Here is a 24,060-nt window from a genome sequence, read left to right as displayed (position 1 = left end):
CTATTCCTTCTCTGGGTTCTGGGCTTCAAGCAGTCTACGTTCCAATTCAGCCTGAAATTCTTCCATAACCGGCTTTACAGTACTTTCTGGTAAATCTGCAATCTTGATGTACATTAAGCCATCAACAGAATTGTTAAATAGTGGATCTACATTAAAAGCAACGACCCTTGCATTCTGTTTGATGTATTTTTTGATCAACACTGGCAATCTCAAATTCCCAGGTTCAACCTCATCTATAAGTCGGTCGAATTTATTTAAATCGGCCTGTGTTTCATCAAAAACAAATTCTTTATCTGCATCATTAAGCTTCACCTTAAACTCCTTTTTAGGCCTAATATATTGTGCCACATAAGGATCCCAGTAATTTGATTTCATAAACTCAATCATCAATGATTTTGAGAAATTTGAAAACTGGTTACTAATGCTTACTCCGCCTATCAAGTACTTATGTTCTGGAAATCTTAATGTTGTATGTACAATACCTTTCCAAAGCAAAAAGAGAGGCATTGGTTTTTGTTGATACTCTTTAGTAATATAAGCACGACCCATTTCAATGGAATGCTCCATCATATCATATAACTCTGGCTCTACCCTGAACAGGTCTTGAACATAAAACCCGTCAATACCATGTTGCGGAAATATCTCAGAACCCATACCCATTCTGTAGGCTCCAACAATACATTTTGCCTCGTTATCCCATAAAAATAAATGGTGGTAATACGAATCGAAACTATCTAAATCAATGGCCTTATTGGTACCTTCTCCAATAGCTCTAAAAGTCACCTCTCGTTGTCTCCCGATTTCCTTTAATATAAAAGGCATGTCCTTTTCCTTCGCCAAAAACACTTCGTAGTTCTTGCTTTGCAACAAACGACAATCTTTTTCCCTAAGCTTTTCGATTTCACCCTCCATTACCTCTTTTCGAACTGCTGTAGCAATTTTCTTAGGTTGCTTTGGTAGTTTTAAAGAAGTTGGTATTTGATCTATTAAACGCTCTTTTTCATATGCATTAGACAAAATGTAGGTCTTGCGACGTAGCAAAGCGGTATACTCTTCTAAACTTTCTTGTTCTTTTTGGGTAGCGACTGAAATTGGTTGTCCAATTCTTACTTTAATAGGTCTATTTCTTTGGGTAGAAACCTGTGAAGGTATCATCGCTGTTCGTAAAGAATCACCCAATTTGGCGATACGATAAAACAACGAACTATTCTTTGCATGAAAGTATATAGGAACTACTGGTACATCTGCTTTTCTAATCAATTTTATAGCAGCTTCTTCCCATGGTTTATCTACCATCATTTTACCTTCTTTCTGAGTAGAAACCTCACCGGCAGGGAAAACTCCCAATACATGACCGTTTTGTAAATGTTGCAGCGTATTCTTAAAACCTGCTATACTACTCTTAACGTCCTTATGTTCTGAAAATGGATTTACGGGAATAATGTACGGCTTAATCGGCTCCATACGCTGTAGCAAAAAATTAGCCATTATCTTATAATCAGGCCGTTGCTTTACCATTAACTTAAAAAGTAAAATACCATCAATAGCACCTAAAGGATGGTTGCTAATGGTTATATACGGACCTTCTTTTGGTAGTCTTCTATAATCTTCTTCGGGTATTTCGTAATCGATTTCATAATGCTTTAAAATAGCATCAGCATAAGCCTCTCCCTCTAAATGCGCAATAGAATCATAATAGCGGTTGATACTAGATAATCGGGTTAACTTTAATAAAACCCAGCCAACAAAAGTACCAAATACTCCATATTTAGAGAGATTGATGGCCTTTGCAATTTCTTTGGCGGTAACTAAACCCATATATCATCCTCAATTAGACTGTAAATATAGGAAAATAGCAGTAGTAGCTTCGTTATTAAATAGCCTGAAATAAAAAGGAGATTACTTTACAACAAGTTGCACAGTCTCTGTTCCTCTTTGTTCTAAAAGTAACTCATAACCATTCTGTAAAGATTCTAATGATTTTGTATCAAAATGACGAATAGTATATAAAGATACATTTTCGTGATAAGCAACCTTAAACTTGCTTTTTAACTGCTCAAGCATTGCCTCTAAACCACCAAACTTATTATCTATACAAACCGAAAAACTAATGGCAGAATTTTGAATAAGGTCTACCTTAATTTTATGTTGATGGAATAACTTAAAAAGTTCGCTAATACTATCTTCTACGATAAATGAAAAATCGAGCGAAGACAATTTCATTAAAACCTGATTCTTTTTTACAATAAAACAGGGAACCTTAGGCTCGATACCAACACCTTTACCGACTGTTGTTCCTTTGTTCGTAGGGTTGATAAACGATTTAACATGCAACGGAATTTCTTTTCTCTGTAATGGCTGTAATGTCTTTGGGTGAATTACAGATGCGCCATAAAAAGCCAATTCAATTGCTTCTCTGTATGATATATTGTTGAGTAGTTGCGTTTCTTTAAAATACCTTGGATCTGCATTTAATACACCTGGTACATCTTTCCAAATGGTTACAGAATCTGCATTTAAACAATATGCTAAAATCGCCGCCGTATAATCTGACCCTTCTCGACCCAATGTTGTGCTAAAATTATTATCATCACTACCTAAAAAACCCTGTGTAATATTCAAAACCTTTTGATCGATTTTGGCAACATTTTCTTGAGTTCGTTCCCAATTTACAGTTGTATCTCTATAATTACTATCTGTTTTAATGAAATTTCGTACATCTAACCAATTATTTTGAATACCGATTTCTTTGAAATATGCGCTAATAATTGTAGTTGAAATCAATTCACCGTACCCTACTACTTGATCATATACAAAGTTATAATTAGGCGATTTGTTCCAAACTAGAAAGCCATTTATTTCATCAACAAGAATTTTAATATCCTTATAAATAGAGTGTTGGGCGTTAGGAAATAATTCAGAAACAATACCAAGATGGTAATCTACCATTTCGGCCACTTTAGATGCTATTTCTCGTTTGTCATTAAAATATGCATTAATAATAGCTTCCATAGCATTGGTAGTCTTCCCCATTGCAGAAATTACCAATAACGTATTTTCATACCCTACTTCTTTTAAAACCTTAACAACATTTTTGACCGCATCTGCATCTTTTACCGATGCGCCTCCAAATTTAAAAACCCTCATAATCTTTTTTATCTAAAATCGTAAATCAATAAATATATGATTACGCTATCGCGTTTAAATAATTTTTTATACCTACTTCGTCTAATTGTACAACATCCCAATCACGCATTACATTAGCGCCTTTGCTTTCGTAAAAGCCGATTGCGGGGTCGTTCCAATCAATAACTTCCCAACTAATTCTTTTCACGCCTAAATCATTACCGTATTTTACAACTTCATCTAAAAGTGCTGTACCTAAACCAGTACCACGCATTTCCTTGGTAACAATCAGGTCTTCTAAATGAATAACCGTTCCTTTCCATGTAGAATATCTTGGATAAACCAAGGCCATTCCTACAACTTTATCTTCCTTTTCAGCAACAAAGCAATGAAACAACTTATGTTTACCAAACCCATCTTCTTCAAGATTTTGCACACTCACTTCAACGGCATTTTCTTCTTTCTCAAAAGTGGCTAATTCATGAATTAATTGAAGTACTTGTTTCATGTCTTCTTTCTGGGCGGTTCTGATTGTGTATTTCATAATTGTTACAAATAAAACACAAAGTTATAAATATAAAAAATGAAATTAAAACCAAAATTGACCGTTTAACAAAATATCGGATATTTGTATATAACTATAAACTAAAACATGTCACCTAAAAAAAATCAAACCCTTGGGGAGTTTATTATTGACAATCAAGATTCATTTAAATATTCTTCAGGAGAGCTATCAAAACTTATAAATGCCATTAGATTAGCAGCGAAAGTTGTTAATCACGAAGTAAGCAAAGCTGGCTTAATAGACATTTTGGGTGGTGTTGGCGAAACCAATATACAAGGCGAAGATCAGCAAAAACTAGATTTATTTGCAAATGAAAAATTTATTCAAACCTTAAAAAATAGGGAAATTGTTTGTGGTATTGCATCTGAAGAAGAAGATAGCTTTATCAGCATCAATAGTAACGATGAGAACAATCAGAATAAATACATTGTACTTATTGATCCATTAGATGGTTCTTCAAACATTGATGTTAATGTTTCAGTAGGTACTATATTCTCTATTTATAGAAGAATAACACCAGTAGGAACTCCCGTTACTATAGAAGATTTTTTACAACCCGGCAATAAACAAGTTGCTGCCGGCTATGTTGTTTATGGCACCTCAACAATGTTGGTATATACGACTGGTGACGGAGTAAATGGTTTTACTTTGAACCCTGCCCTTGGTACTTTTTACCTATCACACCCTAACATGAAATTTCCAGATGATGGTACTATCTATTCTGTAAATGAAGGTAATTATGTTCATTTTCATCAAGGGGTAAAAGATTATATCAAATACTGTCAGATGGAAGAAGGCGACAGACCTTATACCTCTAGATATATTGGTTCGTTAGTTTCAGATTTTCACAGAAATATGATTAAAGGTGGTATTTATATGTACCCAAAAAGCAGCGTAACCCAGAGTGGTAAACTTAGATTGCTTTATGAATGCAACCCAATGGCTTTTATAGCAGAACAAGCTAATGGACTTGCAATTGGTGGCAAAACACGAATTATGGACATTGAACCAACAGAATTACACCAGCGCGTTCCGTTTTTCTGCGGAAGCCGTAATATGGTAGATAAGCTTCAAGAATTTTTAAATAAGTATCAATAAAAAAAGGGAGCAAAATGCTCCCTTTTTCATTTTATTCCTTTTTCCTTTTATTCCTTTTATTCCTTTTATTGTTTAACCAAGTATAGATAATCCTCAAAATCTATTCTGCCTCCAAAAATGGCAACCGAACGTTCAATAATTTTATCAGCTTTTTCTCCTGTAAAGCCTAAGCCTATCGCATATTTTTTTATCAATATTCTTTCTTGATCATCAATTTCATGATCAGAATAAATGATTCTAAAAAGATCATATAAACGCTCCAATCTTTTCTCAGAATCAGGAGTTGAATCAATCGGATATTTATTTTCCTTTTTAAAGACCTCCTCGTACTCAGCCTTCGTTATATCTAATTTACTCGCGAACCGATCTAATAAAACTTTTTCTTCAGCACTAATTTCACCATCAATTGACGCTAAAGTTGCTAAAGCGGCAAAATGGGCTAAATTTCTACTATGTTCACCACTTGTATATAAATCTGCAAAAGACATATTCTAGTTTTTAATTATTGAGCAAATATAAATTTTTTAGAGGTCATAGTTTACATCTAGTACAATTTTGTTCTTTACAAAATATTGTAACTTTCCGTAGCTATGAAATCACCCCTTTTACAATTCACAAACAATGGTATCTATTGCGAAAAGGCTAAGGTTTATCTTGACCCTTGGAAACCTGTTGATAAAGCCATTATATCGCACGGTCATGCCGATCACAGTCGACATGGGCATAAAAAATACATTACCCATCACAGAAATGTTCCCATTATTTCTCATCGATTAGGAGAAATTAATGTTATTGGCAAAGAATGGGGAGAAACCTTTGTCATTAACAATGTAAAGTTTAGTCTTCACCCTGCCGGGCATATTATTGGCTCTTCACAAATTAGAGTGGAACATAAGGGTGAAGTTTGGGTATTTACTGGAGATTATAAAACCGAAAATGATGGTATATCAACTCCTTATGAACCCATTAAATGCGATACGCTTATTACAGAATGTACATTTGGGTTACCTGCTTTTAAATGGACACCACAAGTAGAAGTATTTGAGAATATAAATAATTGGTGGGCAGAAAATAAAGCTGAAGGCAAGACTTCAATACTATTTGGCTATAGCTTAGGAAAAGCGCAACGTTTACTTAAATATCTAAATACGGATATTGGAGAAATTTATACGCATGGTGCCATTGAAAATATGACTGAAGTTTTGCGGCCTTTAGTAGATTTTCCTAAAACGACACTCATCACCAAAGACACAAAAAAAGAACAGCTATTAGGAAATATAGTCTTGGCACCACCAAGTGCACATGGTAGCACTTGGATTAGAAAAATGGTGCCTTATGTTACTGCATCTGCCAGTGGATGGATGACCTTTAGAGGTGCCCGACGACGACGAGCGATAGATAAGGGTTTTGTGCTTAGTGATCACTGTGATTGGACAGGATTACTTGCAAGCATCAAAGAAACTGGTGCAGAAAAAGTGATATGTACCCATGGCTATACCGATATATTTTCTCGCTATTTAAGAGAAGAAGGGTACGATGCACGTACAGAAGCAACCCAATATGGAGAAGAAGAAGAAGAAACAGAAGCTGAATTAGCTTCAAAGTCTACAGCAATAGCATGAGAAAATTTGCCCTCCTCATAAAAGCGCTAGATAGCACCAATAAAACCACAATTAAGGTACAAGCATTGACTGATTATTTTCTAAATGCAAGTGATACTGATAAAGTGTGGACGATTGCTATTCTTTCGCATCGTAGACCACCTAGGCCTGTTAACACCACCTTATTGAGAGAATGGGCATCTGACCTTGCTAATATCCCTCTTTGGCTTTTTGAAGAAAGTTATCATATCGTTGGTGATTTGGCAGAAACAATTGCGCTGGTAATACCTACAGCACAACAATCATCAGAGAAAAGCTTAACAGTATTTCTACAGGAAATGATTTCTTTAAAGAAAAAATCTGATGAAGACAAAAAGGCTTATCTATATAAAAACTGGAAAGTACTCAATTACTATGAGCGCTTTGTTTTTACAAAACTAATAACCGGTGGTTTTAGAATTGGCGTCAGTCAAAAACTAATGACAAGGGCTTTAGCTAAAGCTACAGAAATTGATGAAGATATTTTAGCCTATAAGCTTATGGGAAACTGGGATCCCAATACCATCTCCTTTCAACAACTGGTGCTTGAAGAAAATGAAAGTGATTATCTCTCAAAGCCCTATCCATTCTATTTAGCCTACGCCATAGAGGGCGAACCTCAAGATTTAGGAAGTGTTTCAGATTGGTCTGCAGAACACAAATGGGATGGTATACGCTCTCAAGTTATTCTAAGAAATGATGAATTGTTTGTATGGAGCCGTGGCGAAGAATTAGTAACAGATAAATATCCAGAATTCGAAAAATTTATAGGTGTGATTCCTAATGGAACAGTAATCGATGGTGAAATATTACCATTTCCAAAAGGTAGTATTGGCACTTTTAATGACTTACAGACTAGAATAGGCAGAAAAACTGTTTCAACCTCATTGCTGAAGAAAGTCCCGGTAATCTTAAAAGCATATGACCTTTTAGAATTGGAAGGGAACGATATTCGTAAGCTAGCATTTATTGAACGCAGACATTTACTCGAAAAAATGATTCATACTGTCACTTCAAATGTACTGGAAAATACAGTTATGAATTCGGCTCCGTTTAGTGATATCCCTCTTCACCTTTCGGAAACCATGCAATTTTCTAATTGGCAAGAGATTGCCGAGGAACGAGAACGTTCACGTGAAAAACATAGCGAAGGTTTAATGCTAAAACGAAAAGACTCTCCGTATTTGGTAGGCCGTAAAAAAGGAGATTGGTGGAAATGGAAGGTAGACCCATTAACTATTGATGCAGTGCTCACCTATGCCATGCGAGGTCATGGTAGACGAAGTAATCTTTTTACTGATTATACTTTCGCTCTATGGAGAGAAGATGATAATGGCGAAAAAGAATTGGTCACTTTTGCAAAAGCCTATTCTGGTTTAACCGATGCTGAATTTAGAAAGTTAGATGCTTGGATAAAGAAAAACACTTTAGAGCGTTTCGGACCTGTGCGTAGTGTTACGCCACACCATGTTTTTGAAATTGCTTTTGAAGGTATCGCTTTATCGAAACGTCATAAAAGTGGTATAGCTACACGATTCCCTAGAATGCTTCGGTGGCGTAAAGACAAGAATATTCAAGAAGCTAATTCTCTCGATGATTTAAAGGCATTGATTCCATAATGAACAGAGAAGAGCTTTTCAATATCGCAGAAAATTGGTTTCAAGATCAAGAATGGAAACCATTTAAATTCCAAAAAGACACTTGGAAAGCTTTTTTACAGGGTAAAAATGGACTTTTAAACGCACCAACCGGCAGTGGTAAAACCTATGCTCTTTGGTTTCCTATTGTTTTAAATTACATTAAAAACAATCCAGATTACAAGACCAAACACAAAAAGGGGTTAAAAGCTATTTGGATTACTCCGTTAAGGGCTTTATCTCAAGAAATAAAACAGTCTGCAGAACGTGTAACTTCAGATTTAGGCACTCAAATGACGGTTGGTATTCGTTCTGGCGATACCTCAACAAAAGAACGAGCGCAACAGAAAAAACAAATGCCCGACCTTTTGATTACCACACCAGAAAGTTTACAATTGTTATTAGCCACCAAAGGTTATGATAAAACCTTTAAGGATTGTTCCGCTATTGTCGTTGATGAATGGCATGAAATTCTCGGTACTAAACGCGGAGTACAAATGGAGTTGGCATTATCTCGAATAAAAGCCATTTCAAACGAATTACGCATTTGGGGCATATCTGCAACCATTGGTAATTTAGAACAAGCACGAGATGTACTATTAGGTCCAGAATCAAAAGCACTTGAAAATTCGGTATTGATTAAAGCGAACATTAATAAGAAAATTACGGTAAGAAGTATTATTCCGAAAAAAATGAAAACTTTTCCATGGCGTGGTCATCTAGGTCTGCATTTATTAGAAGAAGTTATTCCTATCATTAATAACAGTAAAACCACTTTACTCTTTACTAACACACGTAGCCAGTGTGAAATCTGGTTTCAGAAAATTTTGGAGAAACATCCAGAATACGCCGGAGAAATGGCTATGCATCACGGTAGCATTAATAAAGAGACTAGAGTTTGGGTAGAGAATGCTATTCGTAATGAAAGTTTAAAAGCGGTGGTTTGCACCTCAAGCTTAGATTTAGGTGTTGATTTTGCTCCGGTAGAAACCGTTATTCAGATTGGCGGGCCCAAAGGTGTTGCTCGTTTTCTGCAACGTGCCGGGCGAAGTGGCCATAGACCAGGAAAGGAAAGTGTCATATACTTTTTACCTACACACGCCATTGAACTAATTGAAGCTTCTGCATTACAAAAAGCAGTAAAGCAAAATACTGTTGAAGACCGCCTACCCTACCTCAACAGCTATGATGTATTATTACAATATTTGACCACATTGGCGATTTCTGATGGGTTTTACCCTAATGAAATTTATCAGGAAATTAAACAGACCTTTTGTTATCAAGCCTTGTCTAAAGACCAATGGCAATGGCTATTGAACTTTTTGGTAATGGGAAGCCAGAGTTTACAGTCTTATGATGAATATAAAAAAGTTGAAATCGAAGATGATGGCAAATTTAAAGTCAATAATCGTGGGGTTGCAATGCGACATCGATTCCAAATCGGTACTATTGTCGGCGATGTAAATTTAGCCGTTAAATACCAAAAAGGAGGATACATAGGTTCTATTGAAGAGTTCTTTATCTCCAAATTAAACAGAGGGGATGTTTTTACCTTTGCTGGTAGAAATCTAGAGTTTATAAGAATTAAGGAAATGACCGTGCAGGTTAAAAACTCTACTAAAAAAACCAATAAAATTTCAAGTTGGATGGGTAGCCGGCTGACACTTTCTGCTCAAATGTCAGAATTACTAAGAAACGAATTGTACAGTTCTAGCGAACCATTAGAAAATCAGTCCGTTGAGATACGTGCCTTAGCGCCACTTTTTGCTCGTCAGCGAAGAGAAAGTATTGTGCCGAAACCTTCTGAATTTTTAATTGAAACTTTTAAAACACGAGATGGCTATCATCATCTATTCTATCCTTTTGAAGGTCGATTTGTTCATGAGGCAATGGGTAGCCTTTTAGGGTATCGCATAAGTCTGCTTTCGCCAATAACATTCTCATTGGCCTTTAATGATTATGGTTTTGAGCTACTTTCTGACCAACCTATAGATATACAACAAGTGTTAGATAATGATTTATTTACTACGGATTACATGTTGGAGGATTTACAGAAAAGCCTTAATTCAACTGAAATGGCACGACGCAAATTTAGAGATGTCGCCATTATTAGCGGAATGGTCTTTACAGGATATCCAAAGAAGGGCATTAAAATGAAACATTTACAAAGCAGTTCTCAATTACTGTTCGATGTATTTCGAGATTATGAACCTGACAATCTACTTTTTCAACAAGCCTTTACCGAAACCTTCGAGCATCAATTAGAAGAAGGTCGATTACGATTATCATTAGAACGCATTGCGACCCAAGAAATAATATGGAAAGAATGTGAAAAAGCTACTCCATTTTCATTTCCCTTAATTACTGATCGTATGAGTCGCGAAAAATTATCGAGCGAAAAATTAGCAGACCGTATTAAAAAAATGGCAGCTCTTTTGATGAAGAAATAGGTAATTTTGTTTTATGACCCACCCCATTCATCTTCATGACCAATCTTTTCAAATGCATTTTTCAGGAGCTCTTTTTTGGGTAGAAAAATCGATGCTTTTAATTAGTGATGTTCACCTAGGGAAAGTGTCGCACTTTAGAAAATATGGCGCAGCTGTACCCCTAAATGCTGTTCAGCAAAACTTTGACACCTTAAGTACCGTAGTTGATTGTTTTAAGCCAAGAACAATCACTTTTATGGGCGATTTATTTCATTCTTCAATTAACAGTGAATGGCTACTTTTTGAGAAATGGGTACACTCAATAACCTCAAAAATTATTTTGGTAAGTGGAAATCATGATATTATCTCTCCTTTGAAATATGAGGATATAAATATAAAAGTGACTTCAGAGTTGGTTTTAGACACTTTTTTATTGACCCACCACCCTGAAGAACGTAATGGATTTTTCAATTTTTCAGGACATATACATCCCGCAATTAAATTAAGCGGTTTAGGTAGGCAATCGGTAAAACTACCTTGCTTTTATAAAACTGACGCCCAAATGATTCTACCGGCTTTCGGAGAATTTACAGGTTCACATACATTAGAACCATGTGAAGGATGTGAAGTTTTTGCTCTTTTGGGTGATGCAGTATTACCTGTGCCCATTAAAGAAGTAAAAAAGAAACGTTATTATCGAAAATAGTTCATTTAAAGTGCTAAAGAGCATAACTTTATAAAGTAACCATAATAATTTTACAGATTATGAATAAGAAACTATCCATACTCAACTTAGCTTCTGTTATTTTGGTAATCGCCGTAAATTATATTTCTCAGGTGTTTACTTTCAACGACACTACTATTGGTGAAATCAGCTCAAGGTATGTTAATCTTTTTACCCCAGCTAGTTACGCCTTTGCCATTTGGGGAGTCATATTTTTAGCATTATTAGGGTATGGTATCTTTCAAGTGTATAGAGCATTTTTTACCAATAAGAAAAATCTATTTATTGAGCAGACAGGTTATTGGTTCATCTTAGCTAATATTTTAAATTGCTGTTGGGTATTCGCTTTTGTTTATAACTATACAGGGCTTTCGGTACTTATTATGTTCGGTATCTTAATTTCACTTATTAAGATTATTCTAAACACTAATATGGAACGTTGGGATGCTCCCATTTCTACAATAGCATTCGTTTGGTGGCCTATCTGTTTTTATAGTGGTTGGATTTCTGTGGCTACGATTGCAAATATTTCAGCATACTTAAGTAAACTTAATTGGAATGGAGGCTTACTGTCTGAACAGGCTTGGACAATTAATATGATTGTGGTGGCTATTGTTTTAAACCTGTTGATGGTTTGGAAAAGAAATATGCGTGAATTCGCGTTAGTAGGTATTTGGGCTTTATTTGCTATTTATAGTAGACATGAAGGTTCAAATAATTCTATTGCATATACAGCATTAATTGGATGCATTATTCTTTTCATTGCCATATCGGCACACGCATTTAAAAATAGAAAAACGAGTCCGGCTCAAAAATTACAAGAGCGCCTAAAACAAAAACCTTAGACCATACTTTTTATATCATTTATCCATGAAGGGTATGAGAAAATGGTAGATTTAATATCTTTATCTGTCATATTATTGTTTATAGCCATGGCAAAAATATTGATGGTTTCGCCTGCATCTGGCCCTAATAGATGCGCACCGACTATCTCACCTGTTCTTTTGTTCATAATAATTTTATAAGCATATAAGGGAGCATTAATTCGCTTGGCATTAAACCACCCAGTCGCAACTTGAAAATTAACCTTTGTATTTTTGTACCTACTAATTGCTTCTTCTTCAGAATAACCTACTGAAGCCAAATTAGGCAAGGTAAACACCACTGAAGGGATTACAGGCACCTCTAAATTTTTACTATTTCCATTTAATATATTTTCAGCGACTACATAACCTTGTCTACCTGACAATGGGGTTAGAGGTAAATTTTTATCCGATACATCTCCACAGGCATACACTATTGAGTTACTGGTACTTTGTAAAAAGTTGTTGGTTTCCACACCTATGTCGCTGAAATTTACATTCCCTTTTTCTAAATCAAGACTTTCTAATGCAGGCACCCTACCAGTGGTATTGAACACCGCATAAGTTTCTAAAATTTTCTCATCACCTTTAACTTCATACGATAACTTAAAGCGTTTTCTCTTCTTTTTCAAGGCGGTAGGCTTAGCACCGAATATGAATTTTATCCCCAATGATTCAGAATATTTTTTAAGTTCTTTGACCAAATCAGCATCAAAAGAATGTAAAGGCCTTTTTCCTGAATCCATTACCGTTACCTCTGCGCCTGCCCTTGCTGCCATATGTGCAAACTCCATCCCTATATATCCTGCTCCGACAAACACAATTCGTTTAGACAATTTTTTTAAATTTAAAAAATCATCACTGATTTCAAAATGCTTTGCGCCAGGTATCGATAAAGTTCTTGGCACCTGGCCTGTGGCAATTACTATGTGGCTAGCGATTACTTTTTTACCCTCAACCAATAATGTTTGTTCGTCTAAAAATTTAGGTGATTGATGAAATAATTTGACACCTATTTCTTTTAATTTTTTCTCAGTTGATGCGGGAATAGTACTAGTAAAACCCTTCTTAAATTTCTGCAGCTGCTTCCAGTCTATTTTAGCAGGTTTACTGATGCCCTTACCTGTCAGGTTTTGAGTAGCCTCAAAAGCTTCTATAGCACTAAGGAGTATTTTTTTTGGGTCACAACCTCTATTAGAACAAGTACCACCAAACTCACGATTGTCAGCAATTGCAACCTTTTTACCTGCTTCAATACATGCTTTAGCAACAGTTTGCCCAGCAATACCACTACCTATAACAAAAACATCAAATTTCTTTTCTTCCATATTCATATATTTTTAACGACCCTATCACCCGATTTGATGAGTGTATCATTTCTTAGTTATTATTTGACGGTAGCGACAAATTTTTAGCGACACTCTAAATTGCAACTTTTTTGGAGTACTATGTGACGCATATTCGATAAAAATGAGTCGTATCCGTTTCTTAGGTATTCTTATATTTGCACAAATTTAAAATTGTTGAGTCATTCTTCTATCCAACAACAGTACAGCCAGTCTCCTCAGATAGGGAAACTGCTAAATACTATTGCCAATTCTGAAAATTCCGGAATTAAAAACATTCAATTAAAAGGGCTCGTAGGCTCTTCTTTATCGTTTGTATTAGCAAATGTTTTTAAGAATAGTGACCGTCCTTTTTTAGCTATATTTAATGATAAAGAGGAAGCTGCCTATTACTTAAATGATCTGGAGCGCCTTATTGGAGAAGATGATGTTCTCTTCTACCCAGGCAGTTATAGAAGACCCTATCAAATTGAAGAAACCGATAATGCCAATGTACTATTACGTGCCGAGGTACTGAACAGAATAAATTCAAGGAAAAAACCTGCGGTTATCGTCACCTATCCCGATGCGCTTTTTGAAAAAGTGGTTACACGCAAGGAACTGGACAAAAATACCTTGAAAATGAAATTAGGAGATACGCTCTCCTTAGATTTTTTAAATGAAATCTTGTTTGAATATAAATTTAAACGAGTAGATTTTGTTACCGAACCTGGTGAATTCTCGGTTCGTGGTGGTATTGTCGACGTTTATTCTTTTTCGCACGATGAACCATATCGGATTGAATTTTTTGGCGATGAGATAGATAGTATTCGAACTTTCGATGTTGAAACACAGTTATCAAAAGAAAAAGTAAAGTCTATAACTATTGTGCCAAATATGGCCAATAAGTTTTTAACTGAAAAAAGACAAAGCTTTTTAACCTACGTAGCAGCGAAAACATTGGTTTTCGCAAAAAACACAGACCTTCTCAATGATCGTTTAGATGATTTCTATAATAAGGCAAAAGAGGCCTTCACTAAACTTTCTAAAGATATTAAGCATGCCGAGCCAGAAGAATTGTTTATGGGTGGCTCAGAATTCAAAAAGCAGCTATCTGATTTCACCTTACTAACTCAAGGTACACTGCGAGAAGCTGCAGAAGTAGTTGAATTCCATTCAAAACCTCAACCATCCTTTAACAAGAAGTTCGATTTGCTTATCGAAAATCTTAACAACTATCGCGAACAAGGGTTTACAAACTATATCTTTTGTGCTAGCGAACAACAGGCTAAACGTTTTCATGATATTTTTGAAGAAGTTAATGAGCAGGTTCACTATCAGATAATTGTTTTTCCATTATTTCAAGGTTTTGTAGATGACGACCAAAAACTAGTATGTTATACCGACCATCAAATTTTTGAACGCTACCATAAGTTTCATGTAAAAAATGGTTACGCCAAAAAACAAGCTATTACCTTAAAGGAACTAACCAAACTTGAAATTGGTGATTATGTGACTCACATTGACCACGGTATAGGCAAGTTCGGCGGACTTCAAAAAATAGATGTAGAAGGCAAGAAGCAAGAAGCGATAAAGCTGATGTACGGCGAGCGTGATATTTTATACGTCAGCATACATTCATTACATAAAATTTCAAAATTTAACGGTAAGGACGGTGCACCACCAAAAATATACAAATTAGGCTCTGGTGCTTGGAAAAAAATAAAGGATAAAACAAAGAGCAGAGTCAAAAAAATTGCATTCAATCTTATAAAGGTATATGCAAAACGAAGGCTTGAAAAGGGCTTTCAATATAATCCTGATAGTTACTTACAAAACGAGTTGGAAGCTTCTTTTATTTACGAAGATACTCCCGACCAAAGTACCGCTACCGAAGATGTAAAAAGAGATATGGAAAGTGAACGCCCTATGGATCGTTTAATATGTGGAGATGTAGGGTTTGGTAAAACTGAAGTTGCTATACGTGCAGCATTTAAAGCTGTGGATAACGGTAAACAGGTAGCGGTTTTAGTGCCGACTACCATTTTGGCGTTTCAGCATCATCGTACTTTTACAGAACGTTTAAAAGATATGCCGGTGACAGTTGATTACCTGAACAGGTTTCGTACGGCAAAAGAAAAAAAAGACACTATAGAACGACTGGCAGCTGGCAAGGTTGATATTATAATTGGTACGCACCAGTTGGTGAATAAGAAAGTACAGTTCAAGGATCTTGGTCTATTAATTGTAGATGAGGAACAAAAGTTTGGCGTGGCTGTAAAAGATAAATTAAAAGCCATTAAAGAGAACGTCGATGTACTTACATTGACAGCAACACCTATACCACGTACACTTCAATTTAGTCTTATGGCGGCTCGTGACCTTTCTACGATTAACACTGCGCCACCCAATAGGTATCCTATAGAAAGTCAAGTTGTACGGTTCAATGAAGAAATAATTCGAGATGCCATTAGTTATGAAATTGAACGAGGAGGTCAAATTTTCTTTATCCATAATCGAATTGAGAATATTAAGGAAGTCGCGGGTATGATTCAACGCCTTGTACCTGATGCAAAAGTAGCTGTAGGACATGGCCAAATGGAAGGAAAAAAATTAGAAGCCCTTATGCTAGGTTTCATGAACAGTGAATTCGATGTACTAGTTTCTACTACCATTGTTGAAAGTGGTTTAGATGTAACCAATGCAAATACTATTTTCATCAACAATGCCAATAATTTTGGTTTGAGCGATTTACATCAAATGCGTGGCCGTGTAGGTCGAGGGAATAAAAAGGCCTTTTGTTATTTTATAACTCCACCTTACGAGGTTATGACAAACGATGCCCGCAAAAGAATAGAAGCACTAGAGCAATTTACCGAATTAGGTAGTGGCTTTAATATTGCTATGAAAGATTTGGAAATACGGGGTGCCGGAGATTTATTAGGTGGCGAACAAAGCGGTTTCATCAATGAAATAGGTTTTGAAACGTATCAGAAAATACTAGCGGAAGCTATTGATGAACTTAAGGAAAATGAGTTTAAAGACTTATATGACGAAGTAGAAGGGCCTCATGAAAAGATTTTTGTCAAGGAAACACAAATCGATTCAGATTTTGAATTGCTCTTCCCAGATGATTATATTAACAATATAACTGAAAGGCTTACCTTATACACTGATCTTAATCAAGTTAAGAATGAAGATGCACTTCAAAAATTTGAAGCACAACTGGTAGACCGTTTTGGAGAATTACCAGATCAAGCTGCAGATTTATTAAATTCTGTTCGTATAAAGTGGATTGCAAATAGCATTGGCTTGGAGAAAATAGTGATGAAACAAGGTAAAATGATTGGGTATTTCATTAGTGACCAACAGTCTGCCTTTTATCAGACCACTACCTTTACGCGGGTATTACAATATGTACAATCACATGCGCAGCAATGTAAAATAAAAGAGAAACAGACCCGAAACGGATTACGATTGTTATTAGTTTTTGAAAATATAAGAACCGTAGATAGGGCATATTTGGCATTAAAGCCATTCGAAATTAAAGAAAAACAAATTGTTTAAAATGAAATTTGATATATCTGAAAAATTAGCCATGGTTAATGTAATCGATTCTGTAATTGTAGCTGATGGCGAAGTACATAAAGGTGAAATTAATGCATTAACCAAGTTGATGGATGTTATAGATTTTGATAGTAATTTCTTGGTTCAAGCTCGTACTATTGACATAGAGCAGAGTGTACAAATTCTAAATGGCATGTCTCAAGACAAAAAAAATAACCTAGCGCTAATTTTAGAAAATGTTGCCATGTCTGATGGTTTCGTACACGAAAAAGAAAATGAAGTGATGAGTCATATCTTTTCAGCTATCGGCATAGAGAAAATTGAAAAAGATTAATGAAAAATGAATGATAAAATAGGGCTTAAAGAAGCAATGTCAATCGGTATCGGCGGTATGGTCGGCGGTGGCATTTTTGCAGTTTTAGGTCTGGCAGTATCACTAGCCCAAGGTGCCACACCAGTTGCTTTTTTAATTGCAGGTATTTTAGCACTAATTACTTCATATAGCTATGTGAAACTTTCTTTAGTATATCCTGATCGTGGAGGTACTGTTAAATTTATTAATCAAGGGTTAGGTAAAAATGTTTTTAGTGGAGGTCTTAACAATCTGCTTTGGATCAGCTATATTATAATGCTTGGCCTCTATGCCTCTGCTTTTGGCTCTTACGCCCCAAATCTCTACTCCTTTACTGGTAACACTACCATGGATTCTCATCTCTATGCGAGTGGAATCATATTAATTGCCACGGGTATTAATTATTACAGTATAAACGTGGTAAGCAAGATTGAGTCATATGCTGTAATGATTAAACTTATTATTCTTATTGGTTTTATAGGAATAGGCATTTACGGACTTATAGGAAATCCTAATTTAGAGCAGTTCGCCTTTAATAATTGGGAAAGTCCATTGAACCTTTTCACTGGGGGTATGGTTATTTTTGTCGCCTATGAAGGCTTTGAACTTATTGCCAATTCTGCTGCTGATATTAAAGACCCAAAAAAGAATATTCCAAGAGCATATTATTGGTCTGTAATCTTTGTTATTATTCTGTATATAGTGATATCTGCGGTCACCATAGGTTCATTACCTTTTGAAAAAATTGCAGATGCCCAAGACTATGTTTTGGCAGAAGCAGCTAAACCCATGCTAGGCAAAGTAGGCTTTACCATAATGACTATAGCTGCCTTAATTTCTACATTTTCTGCTATTAACGCCTCACTTTATGGCGGCAGTAGGGTTAGTTTTGAAATTGCCGAAGATGATGAACTACCACATGAATTAACAAGCCAGTTATGGAATCAGCCCATCGGTTTATTCATAACAGCAGTGCTTACATTATTGTTGGTGAACACATTAGACTTAGAGAGTATTTCAACTTCGGGAAGTGTTGGTTTTCTTCTAATATTCGCTTTGGTAAATTTTAGCGCCTTTAAATTATCCACAGAAATAAACGCTAAGAAGATCATCACTTTAATTGGTTTTGCACTTTGTCTTATTGCCTCAATAATACTCATTGTTCAACAATATTCTTCTAACAGAACTGGAGTTGTCGTTTCCGTATCCATCATAATCTCTTGCTTTTTTATAGAGTTTGTTTACAAAAGAAGTCGCACAAATTAGATAGGGAATGCACCTGATTAAAAATCTTCGCGCACTTCAATATCCACTATCGAATGTTTAAAATTTACTTTACATTAATTTAAGGCCATCCACTTTTGTATATTAACAAAGAAATTAATTTTATAAAAATTTGGCTTTGAGCGATATAAAAATTTTAGCTAGTGAAATGAAAAAGGTACTGAATACCCTTTTCCTAAAACAATTTTTTTCTAGTAATCAAGCCAAAATATTAGCCAAAATACATACTGAAAGTACCTTAGACGGCATTAACTCGCATGGTATCAACAGAGTGCCTGCATTTATTGACTATGTAAATAAAGGTCTCGTAAAAATAAATTCTTCACCAACACAAGTGGCTTCTATGGGTAGCATTGAAAGATGGGACGGAAACCTTGGCTCAGGTATATTAAACGCTATCACTTGCACTGATAAGGCTATAAATCTCGCCAAAACTCACGGAATGGGTTTAGTTGCATTACGAAATACGAATCATTGGATGCGTGGTGGCACCTACGGATGGCAAGCGGCTGAACAAGGGTGTATTTCTATTATGTTTACCAATACTATACCCAACATGCCGGCTTGGGGAGGAAAAGAAAATAGAATTGGAAATAATCCTTTGGTAATTTCCATTCCACGAAAAGGTGGTCATGTGGTTTTAGATATGGCACTCTCTCAATTTTCATTTGGCAAAATGGAAAACCTTCATTTAAAAGGTGAACAACTACCTTTTCATGGTGGTTGGGATTCAGACAATCAACTAAGTAAAGACCCTAAATCTATTATCGATTCCGGTCGTGCATTACCAGCAGGTTATTGGAAAGGTTCTGCACTATCCATGATATTGGATATGCTAGCAACATTGTTATCAGCTGGAAACTCCACTTATAAAATTGGACAAAAAGGACATGAAACTGCTATTTCACAAGTATTCTTGTGTATTGACCCGAATGTTTTTTCAGATAGCCAATTACAAGAAAAATTATTGAACGAAATAATTCAATACACCCATGACGTTTCACCGATGAACGAGGGAAATAAGACTTTTTACCCTGGTGAACGAACATTGGCAATAAGAACGAAAAACCTAAAATATGGCATCCCCGTAAATCCTAAAATATGGAAGCAAATAATCATGCTCGCAAGTTAAATTGAAGATTTACTTCTTTTAATTTTCAGTATTTTTAATAACTACACTTTCAATCAACCACTCATGAAAAATTTATTTTATCTATTTGCAGTACTACTAATCGCTTCTTCCTGTAAAGAATCTCCACAAAAGAAAGTGATTAAAGAACCCTTAGTAGTTACGGCATCAGCTAAGGCAAGAATAGATTCTGTACTCAAAAACTTTGTTGAAGCTAAAAATATTGCTGGTGTTTCGGCACTTATTTTCGAACAAGGTGAAGAAGTGTACTATAACGCTTTTGGCTACGCAGATATAAATGCAAATAAATTAATGGATAGAAATACCATTGTTCAGATCTATTCCATGACCAAACCAATCACAGGTACTGCCTTAATGACCCTTTACGAAGAAGGTCTGTTTAAACTTGACGATCCTATCTCAAAATACCTACCTGAGTTTTCTAATATGACTGTTTATACAGGTGTGGATTCTAAAGGAAATGTGTTGACCGCACCACTGAAAAGAGACATTAGCATAAGAGACATTACAAGACATACTGCTGGTTTTCCTAACAGAGCTGACATTCCTGGCCTCAGTAAGCTTATGATAGAAGCGGATGCCATGAATCGCGAAAATACCTTAGCCCAAATGGGAGAGAAAATGGGAGAGGTCCCGTTATGGTTTCAGCCTGGTACACAGTGGGAATATGGACCAAGCGTAGATGTTCAAGCATTATTAGTAGAACGAATTTCTGGTGTTCCTTACAGTGAATATGTTGGTGCCCATGTTTTAGACCCACTTAAAATGATTGAAACTCGATATTTTATTCCAGAAGAAGACAGAGACCGATTTGCTAAATTATACATTAGAGAAAGTGAAGGTAAATTGGTACAGGATTCTATAACATACAGTAATTATACTGAACATTGGCCCCTTACCCGTGGTGGATCAGGCCTTACCTCAACTTTAGATAATTATATGCGTTTTGCTCAAATGCTTGTTAATGATGGAAGTTTAGATTCAGTACAAATTCTAAACCCGGAGACTGTAAAATTAATGGCAACCAACCAATTGGCAGATAGCGTTACAGAACGTTCTTGGCTACCAACTAAAGGTCAGGTTGGCTTCGGAATCGACTTTGCGGTTCGCGTATCACCACCTAAAACTCCTGAAGAAAACAATGGCATGGTAGGTGAGTTTTATTGGGATGGCGCTGCATCTACCCTTTTTTGGGTAGACCCGGTTAATAAACTAACTGCCGTACTCTTTGTACAACTATTTCCGTATGATCAAATTGGTCTTCACAAACAGTTTAGAGATGCAGTATATGGACCATATCCATTTAAAAAATAATACAAGTTTCATTCGTTAGATAACTTTTGACAAACTTGTAAAACTCATTGCTAAGTATAATTCAAATTCCTTCCGATTTGCTTATCTTTCTAACCTTAAACAGAATACATGGAGTTTGAAGAGTTTGTAAAAGCAGCCTTTGTAAAGATGATTTACGAGGTGATAAAGGCAGACGGTAAAGTGCACCCCGGAGAGTTAGAATTATTAAATAAGCTAAAAAAACGCATTGATTTTGATGACGCATTCATAGAAAGGACTAAGGAGTTAGACTATGACAATGCCCTAGTGACCCTTTACAATATACCTCATGATCAAAAGAAAGCCCTGGTAGATATTTTAGATGAAGTGGCCATGTCTGATGGCTCTATTCACAAGAAAGAAATGGCATTGATTATTAACACATATATTAACATTGGTTTAGGGGAAGAATCCGAATAATAGTATGGAATTTACAAGAGAGGAAAAATTAGCTGTAGTTAAAATGATAGACTACGTTATATTAGCCGATAGCAAAGTAGATCCTGCCGAAATGAATTTGCTTACGCAATTAATGGAACGTTTTAATTTTGATAGCTTTTTTATAGGTCAGGCGAGAAATTTAAATAAGGATAAAGCGTTTAAAACATTAAGTCTTATGTCTTTGAACAAAAAGAAAACCTTGGCCCAACTTTTAGATGAAGTTGCTAAATCTGATGGTTTTGTTCATGATAAAGAAATTATTAAAATAACCGAAGCTTTAGGCCATATGGAAATAGGCAAAGAGTTATCTAATAAAGTATAAGTACCATACCTATAACTTAGCTTTTTCAGCTATTGACTTCCACATTCAACTCAAAGTTAATTAACACGGACTTCAACAAATCAAAAGACATTAAATGTCATTCTTTTTAAGCAATTCTGGTTCGATAATTGTTTTACCTATTTCTATGAAAGTTTTTTTTACTTACTGCATCCTATTTATTTCGATTGGCTTACATGCCCAAGGTTCTATATCTGGTAACTTCTCTCCCGCAAAAGATTTTAAATGGCTAATAGCTTATGAGTTAACTCCGGGTGGCGAAAGGTATGTTGTAGATACCGCCGTAAAAGATGGTTCTTTTACTTTAGAAATGCCTATTAAGGCACAGCCCAGCATGTATCGATTGGTGTATGCCGTACCTCAAAATGAATTTTACATCGATGTGATTTATAACAAGAAAGAGCATGTGAAATTCAATTTTAATCTACAAAACGGATTAACAATTACCAATTCGGAAGAGAATAAATGGTTTACTGAATATTTTTCTAAAATAACAGCGGCTCAAGATCGGTTAATGGAGTTTTATGAAAAAGGAAATGATTCAAAAAAAGAATATTCCGATATTATACAAAACCTAAAAACTATTCAAAAATCATATGAAGAAAACCTTACTAATACTATAGCACATAAATTTATAAAGGCAAATAAATCATACCTTCCTGTAGATTATGAAGATTTAGAAACATTTCTAAAACAGAAAAAGAAACATCATTTTGATAATTTAAACCTAAATGATCCTATTCTACAAGGTTCTAATTTTTTAACTGATAAAATTGCTAGTTATGTCTTTTCTGCCCTGCCCCCAGACATTGTAAACAAGGATGCTTTAGAGATGGAAGTAAACAAAAATGTAAAAACTGTAGCAGACATAATTAAGAGTACACCTATTAGCTTTCAAACAAAAGCCATACACCAAATATGGGAAATAGCCGAGGCAAATACTATGGGTTCTGTACAAGATTATATTTTTACAAACCATTTGAAAAAATTGGCTACTGCCAATGGTAATCAAAAAATGGTGGATGAAATAGAAGCTGCATCAAGACTTAGAATAGGTACATTATCTCCTGAAATTACTTGGGAAACGAATGAAAAAAAACACGCTCTTTCAACCATGGAAAAAGCGGAAAACTACCTACTTGTCTTCTGGAGTAGTACATGCTCACATTGTCTTAAAGAGCTGCCTGAATTACACAAAGAATTAAAGGGTTTTGAATCTTTAAAGGTTTTAGCAATCGGTTTAGAAGATGACGAGATAAATTGGAAAAAGGTATCCGCTACACTACCCAATTTCAGTCATGCCATCGCACTCGGAAGATGGGAAAGTGATTATGCCAAAACTTTTGGCATTCAAAGTACACCCACCTACTTTATATTAGATAGTGAAAAACGCTTTATTGCCAAACCGGAATCAGACAAAGAAGTCGTTGAATTTTTAGAAAATTAAAGGGATTTTAAATCCTTAATAGTTTTGAAAGCTATATCAACCTGCTCATCATTAACAAGAATGGTAAATTCATTTGTAGTAGATATTACTTCGTAAAGAACGATACCTTCCCAAGCCAAACGTTGAAATATAAAGTAGTAAATGCCAGGAACAGAAACATTTTCTGCTGGTAATTTAACTGTGATTGATGAGAGCTCCTCTGCTTTTTGAGTACACTTTTCATCTTTGAACAATCGTTCCACTGTCTTGTCCATAACATTACTAATAACAATGTTTATTTCATTAACACCACGACTAGAAGTGTAAAAAACATCTTGATTGTTATTAATCTCTTCCAATAATTTAGCCTGATGAACCAATATTTTATCTGAAGCCAAAAAAGTGTAATCGGTTAATGAAGAGCGCACGGTTATCTCTCCTATATTCTTTAGAACTTTTAATATTTTGTGGGTTGCTCTAAATTCAAGATCGTCAGATAATCGTTTCAAGGCCATTACAATTGCACCATTACGAATGTCTTTTCCCAATTCATGTTCAATCTCGGGCTTAACTATTCTAGACAATGAAGTAAGGTTGATGATTCCTTGAGCTAGAGCACTTTGTAAAAATGGTTTTTTCTTAATGTACTCCTCTACGACTGATGATATTGTTTTCATTTTACTGCTTGGTTGTTACGCAAATATAACAACTTGTTACAAATAAAACAAAATGTTTTAATATAAAATCTATTAAATCGGTAG

Annotated in this window: 20 protein-coding genes; 14 read left to right on the top strand and 6 right to left on the bottom strand. The window is 35.4% G+C overall.

Features of this window, described 5'->3' with window-relative positions; genetic code table 11:
* The 3 genes from AAC084_RS17180 to AAC084_RS17170 form a co-directional block, all read right to left on the bottom strand.
* On the bottom strand, window positions 1-1,818 hold the full coding sequence (locus AAC084_RS17180; RefSeq protein ID WP_339841467.1) for a lysophospholipid acyltransferase family protein: 1,818 nt from the start codon (window positions 1,816-1,818) through the stop codon (window positions 1-3).
* A gap of 81 nt (window positions 1,819-1,899) precedes the next feature.
* Window positions 1,900-3,147: an aspartate kinase gene (locus AAC084_RS17175; RefSeq protein WP_339841466.1), complete on the bottom strand. Its 1,248-nt coding sequence runs from the start codon at window positions 3,145-3,147 to the stop codon at window positions 1,900-1,902.
* Between the two features lie 40 nt (window positions 3,148-3,187).
* On the bottom strand, window positions 3,188-3,670 hold the full coding sequence (locus tag AAC084_RS17170) for a GNAT family N-acetyltransferase (protein WP_339841465.1): 483 nt from the start codon (window positions 3,668-3,670) through the stop codon (window positions 3,188-3,190).
* Window positions 3,671-3,778: 108 nt separating this feature from the next.
* Between AAC084_RS17170 and fbp the strand changes: the two genes are divergently transcribed.
* The gene (gene fbp / locus AAC084_RS17165; protein ID WP_339841464.1) at window positions 3,779-4,789 is read left to right on the top strand and encodes a class 1 fructose-bisphosphatase; all 1,011 of its coding nucleotides are present in this window, start codon (window positions 3,779-3,781) and stop codon (window positions 4,787-4,789) included.
* 65 nt (window positions 4,790-4,854) lie between these two features.
* Here fbp and AAC084_RS17160 read toward each other — a convergent pair whose 3' ends face one another.
* A complete protein-coding gene (locus AAC084_RS17160; protein WP_339841463.1) occupies window positions 4,855-5,277 on the bottom strand; it encodes a TerB family tellurite resistance protein in 423 nt (140 codons plus the stop codon).
* 102 nt (window positions 5,278-5,379) lie between these two features.
* Between AAC084_RS17160 and AAC084_RS17155 the strand changes: the two genes are divergently transcribed.
* Genes AAC084_RS17155 through AAC084_RS17135 form a run of 5 tightly spaced genes read left to right on the top strand, consistent with a single transcriptional unit; the run spans window position 5,380 to window position 12,064 of the window.
* Window positions 5,380-6,411 (top strand): ligase-associated DNA damage response exonuclease, encoded by a 1,032-nt coding sequence (locus AAC084_RS17155; RefSeq protein WP_339841462.1) that lies wholly within the window; start codon window positions 5,380-5,382, stop codon window positions 6,409-6,411.
* On the top strand, window positions 6,408-8,048 hold the full coding sequence (locus AAC084_RS17150) for an ATP-dependent DNA ligase (protein ID WP_339841461.1): 1,641 nt from the start codon (window positions 6,408-6,410) through the stop codon (window positions 8,046-8,048). The genes AAC084_RS17155 and AAC084_RS17150 overlap by 4 nt, the downstream gene beginning before the upstream one ends.
* Window positions 8,048-10,516: a ligase-associated DNA damage response DEXH box helicase gene (locus AAC084_RS17145; protein WP_339841460.1), complete on the top strand. Its 2,469-nt coding sequence runs from the start codon at window positions 8,048-8,050 to the stop codon at window positions 10,514-10,516. Before AAC084_RS17150 ends, AAC084_RS17145 begins: the two co-directional genes overlap by 1 nt.
* Before the next feature lie 13 nt (window positions 10,517-10,529).
* Window positions 10,530-11,201 carry a ligase-associated DNA damage response endonuclease PdeM gene (gene pdeM / locus AAC084_RS17140; RefSeq protein WP_339841459.1) on the top strand — a complete coding sequence of 224 codons (672 nt, stop codon included), beginning with the start codon at window positions 10,530-10,532 and terminating at the stop codon, window positions 11,199-11,201.
* A 59-nt stretch (window positions 11,202-11,260) separates the two neighbouring features.
* Window positions 11,261-12,064 carry a tryptophan-rich sensory protein gene (locus AAC084_RS17135; RefSeq protein ID WP_339841458.1) on the top strand — a complete coding sequence of 268 codons (804 nt, stop codon included), beginning with the start codon at window positions 11,261-11,263 and terminating at the stop codon, window positions 12,062-12,064.
* Here AAC084_RS17135 and AAC084_RS17130 read toward each other — a convergent pair.
* Complete coding sequence (locus AAC084_RS17130) at window positions 12,061-13,410, bottom strand: NAD(P)/FAD-dependent oxidoreductase (protein WP_339841457.1); 1,350 nt, start codon at window positions 13,408-13,410, stop codon at window positions 12,061-12,063. The genes AAC084_RS17135 and AAC084_RS17130 overlap by 4 nt on opposite strands.
* A gap of 195 nt (window positions 13,411-13,605) precedes the next feature.
* Between AAC084_RS17130 and mfd the strand changes: the two genes are divergently transcribed.
* The 8 genes from mfd (at window position 13,606) to AAC084_RS17090 (ending at window position 23,320) form a co-directional block, all read left to right on the top strand.
* Entirely contained in the window at window positions 13,606-16,974 is a 3,369-nt protein-coding gene (mfd, locus tag AAC084_RS17125) for a transcription-repair coupling factor (protein ID WP_339841456.1), read from the top strand.
* 1 nt (window position 16,975) lies between these two features.
* Window positions 16,976-17,308 (top strand): TerB family tellurite resistance protein, encoded by a 333-nt coding sequence (locus tag AAC084_RS17120; protein WP_339841455.1) that lies wholly within the window; start codon window positions 16,976-16,978, stop codon window positions 17,306-17,308.
* Between the two features lie 6 nt (window positions 17,309-17,314).
* Window positions 17,315-18,592 (top strand): APC family permease, encoded by a 1,278-nt coding sequence (locus tag AAC084_RS17115; protein ID WP_339841454.1) that lies wholly within the window; start codon window positions 17,315-17,317, stop codon window positions 18,590-18,592.
* A 136-nt stretch (window positions 18,593-18,728) separates the two neighbouring features.
* On the top strand, window positions 18,729-19,742 hold the full coding sequence (yiaK, locus tag AAC084_RS17110) for a 3-dehydro-L-gulonate 2-dehydrogenase (protein ID WP_339841453.1): 1,014 nt from the start codon (window positions 18,729-18,731) through the stop codon (window positions 19,740-19,742).
* 63 nt (window positions 19,743-19,805) lie between these two features.
* A complete protein-coding gene (locus tag AAC084_RS17105; RefSeq protein WP_339841452.1) occupies window positions 19,806-21,074 on the top strand; it encodes a serine hydrolase domain-containing protein in 1,269 nt (422 codons plus the stop codon).
* Window positions 21,075-21,182: 108 nt separating this feature from the next.
* On the top strand, window positions 21,183-21,512 hold the full coding sequence (locus AAC084_RS17100; RefSeq protein WP_339841450.1) for a hypothetical protein: 330 nt from the start codon (window positions 21,183-21,185) through the stop codon (window positions 21,510-21,512).
* A gap of 4 nt (window positions 21,513-21,516) precedes the next feature.
* The gene (locus tag AAC084_RS17095; protein WP_339841449.1) at window positions 21,517-21,855 is read left to right on the top strand and encodes a hypothetical protein; all 339 of its coding nucleotides are present in this window, start codon (window positions 21,517-21,519) and stop codon (window positions 21,853-21,855) included.
* A 94-nt stretch (window positions 21,856-21,949) separates the two neighbouring features.
* Window positions 21,950-23,320, top strand: coding sequence for a TlpA disulfide reductase family protein (locus tag AAC084_RS17090; protein ID WP_339841448.1), 1,371 nt, complete (start codon window positions 21,950-21,952; stop codon window positions 23,318-23,320).
* Here AAC084_RS17090 and AAC084_RS17085 read toward each other — a convergent pair.
* A complete protein-coding gene (locus AAC084_RS17085; RefSeq protein WP_091624014.1) occupies window positions 23,317-23,976 on the bottom strand; it encodes an aspartate kinase in 660 nt (219 codons plus the stop codon). The two genes, AAC084_RS17090 and AAC084_RS17085, sit on opposite strands and share 4 nt — an antisense overlap.
* Window positions 23,977-24,060 lie beyond the last annotated feature (84 nt).

Origin of the sequence: uncultured Maribacter sp., assembly GCF_963977385.1 — a bacterium.
In the GTDB taxonomy this organism is placed as follows: domain Bacteria; phylum Bacteroidota; class Bacteroidia; order Flavobacteriales; family Flavobacteriaceae; genus Maribacter.
The sequence above is the reverse complement of the archived record's forward strand: the minus strand, read 5'-3'. Positions and strand labels throughout refer to the sequence as shown.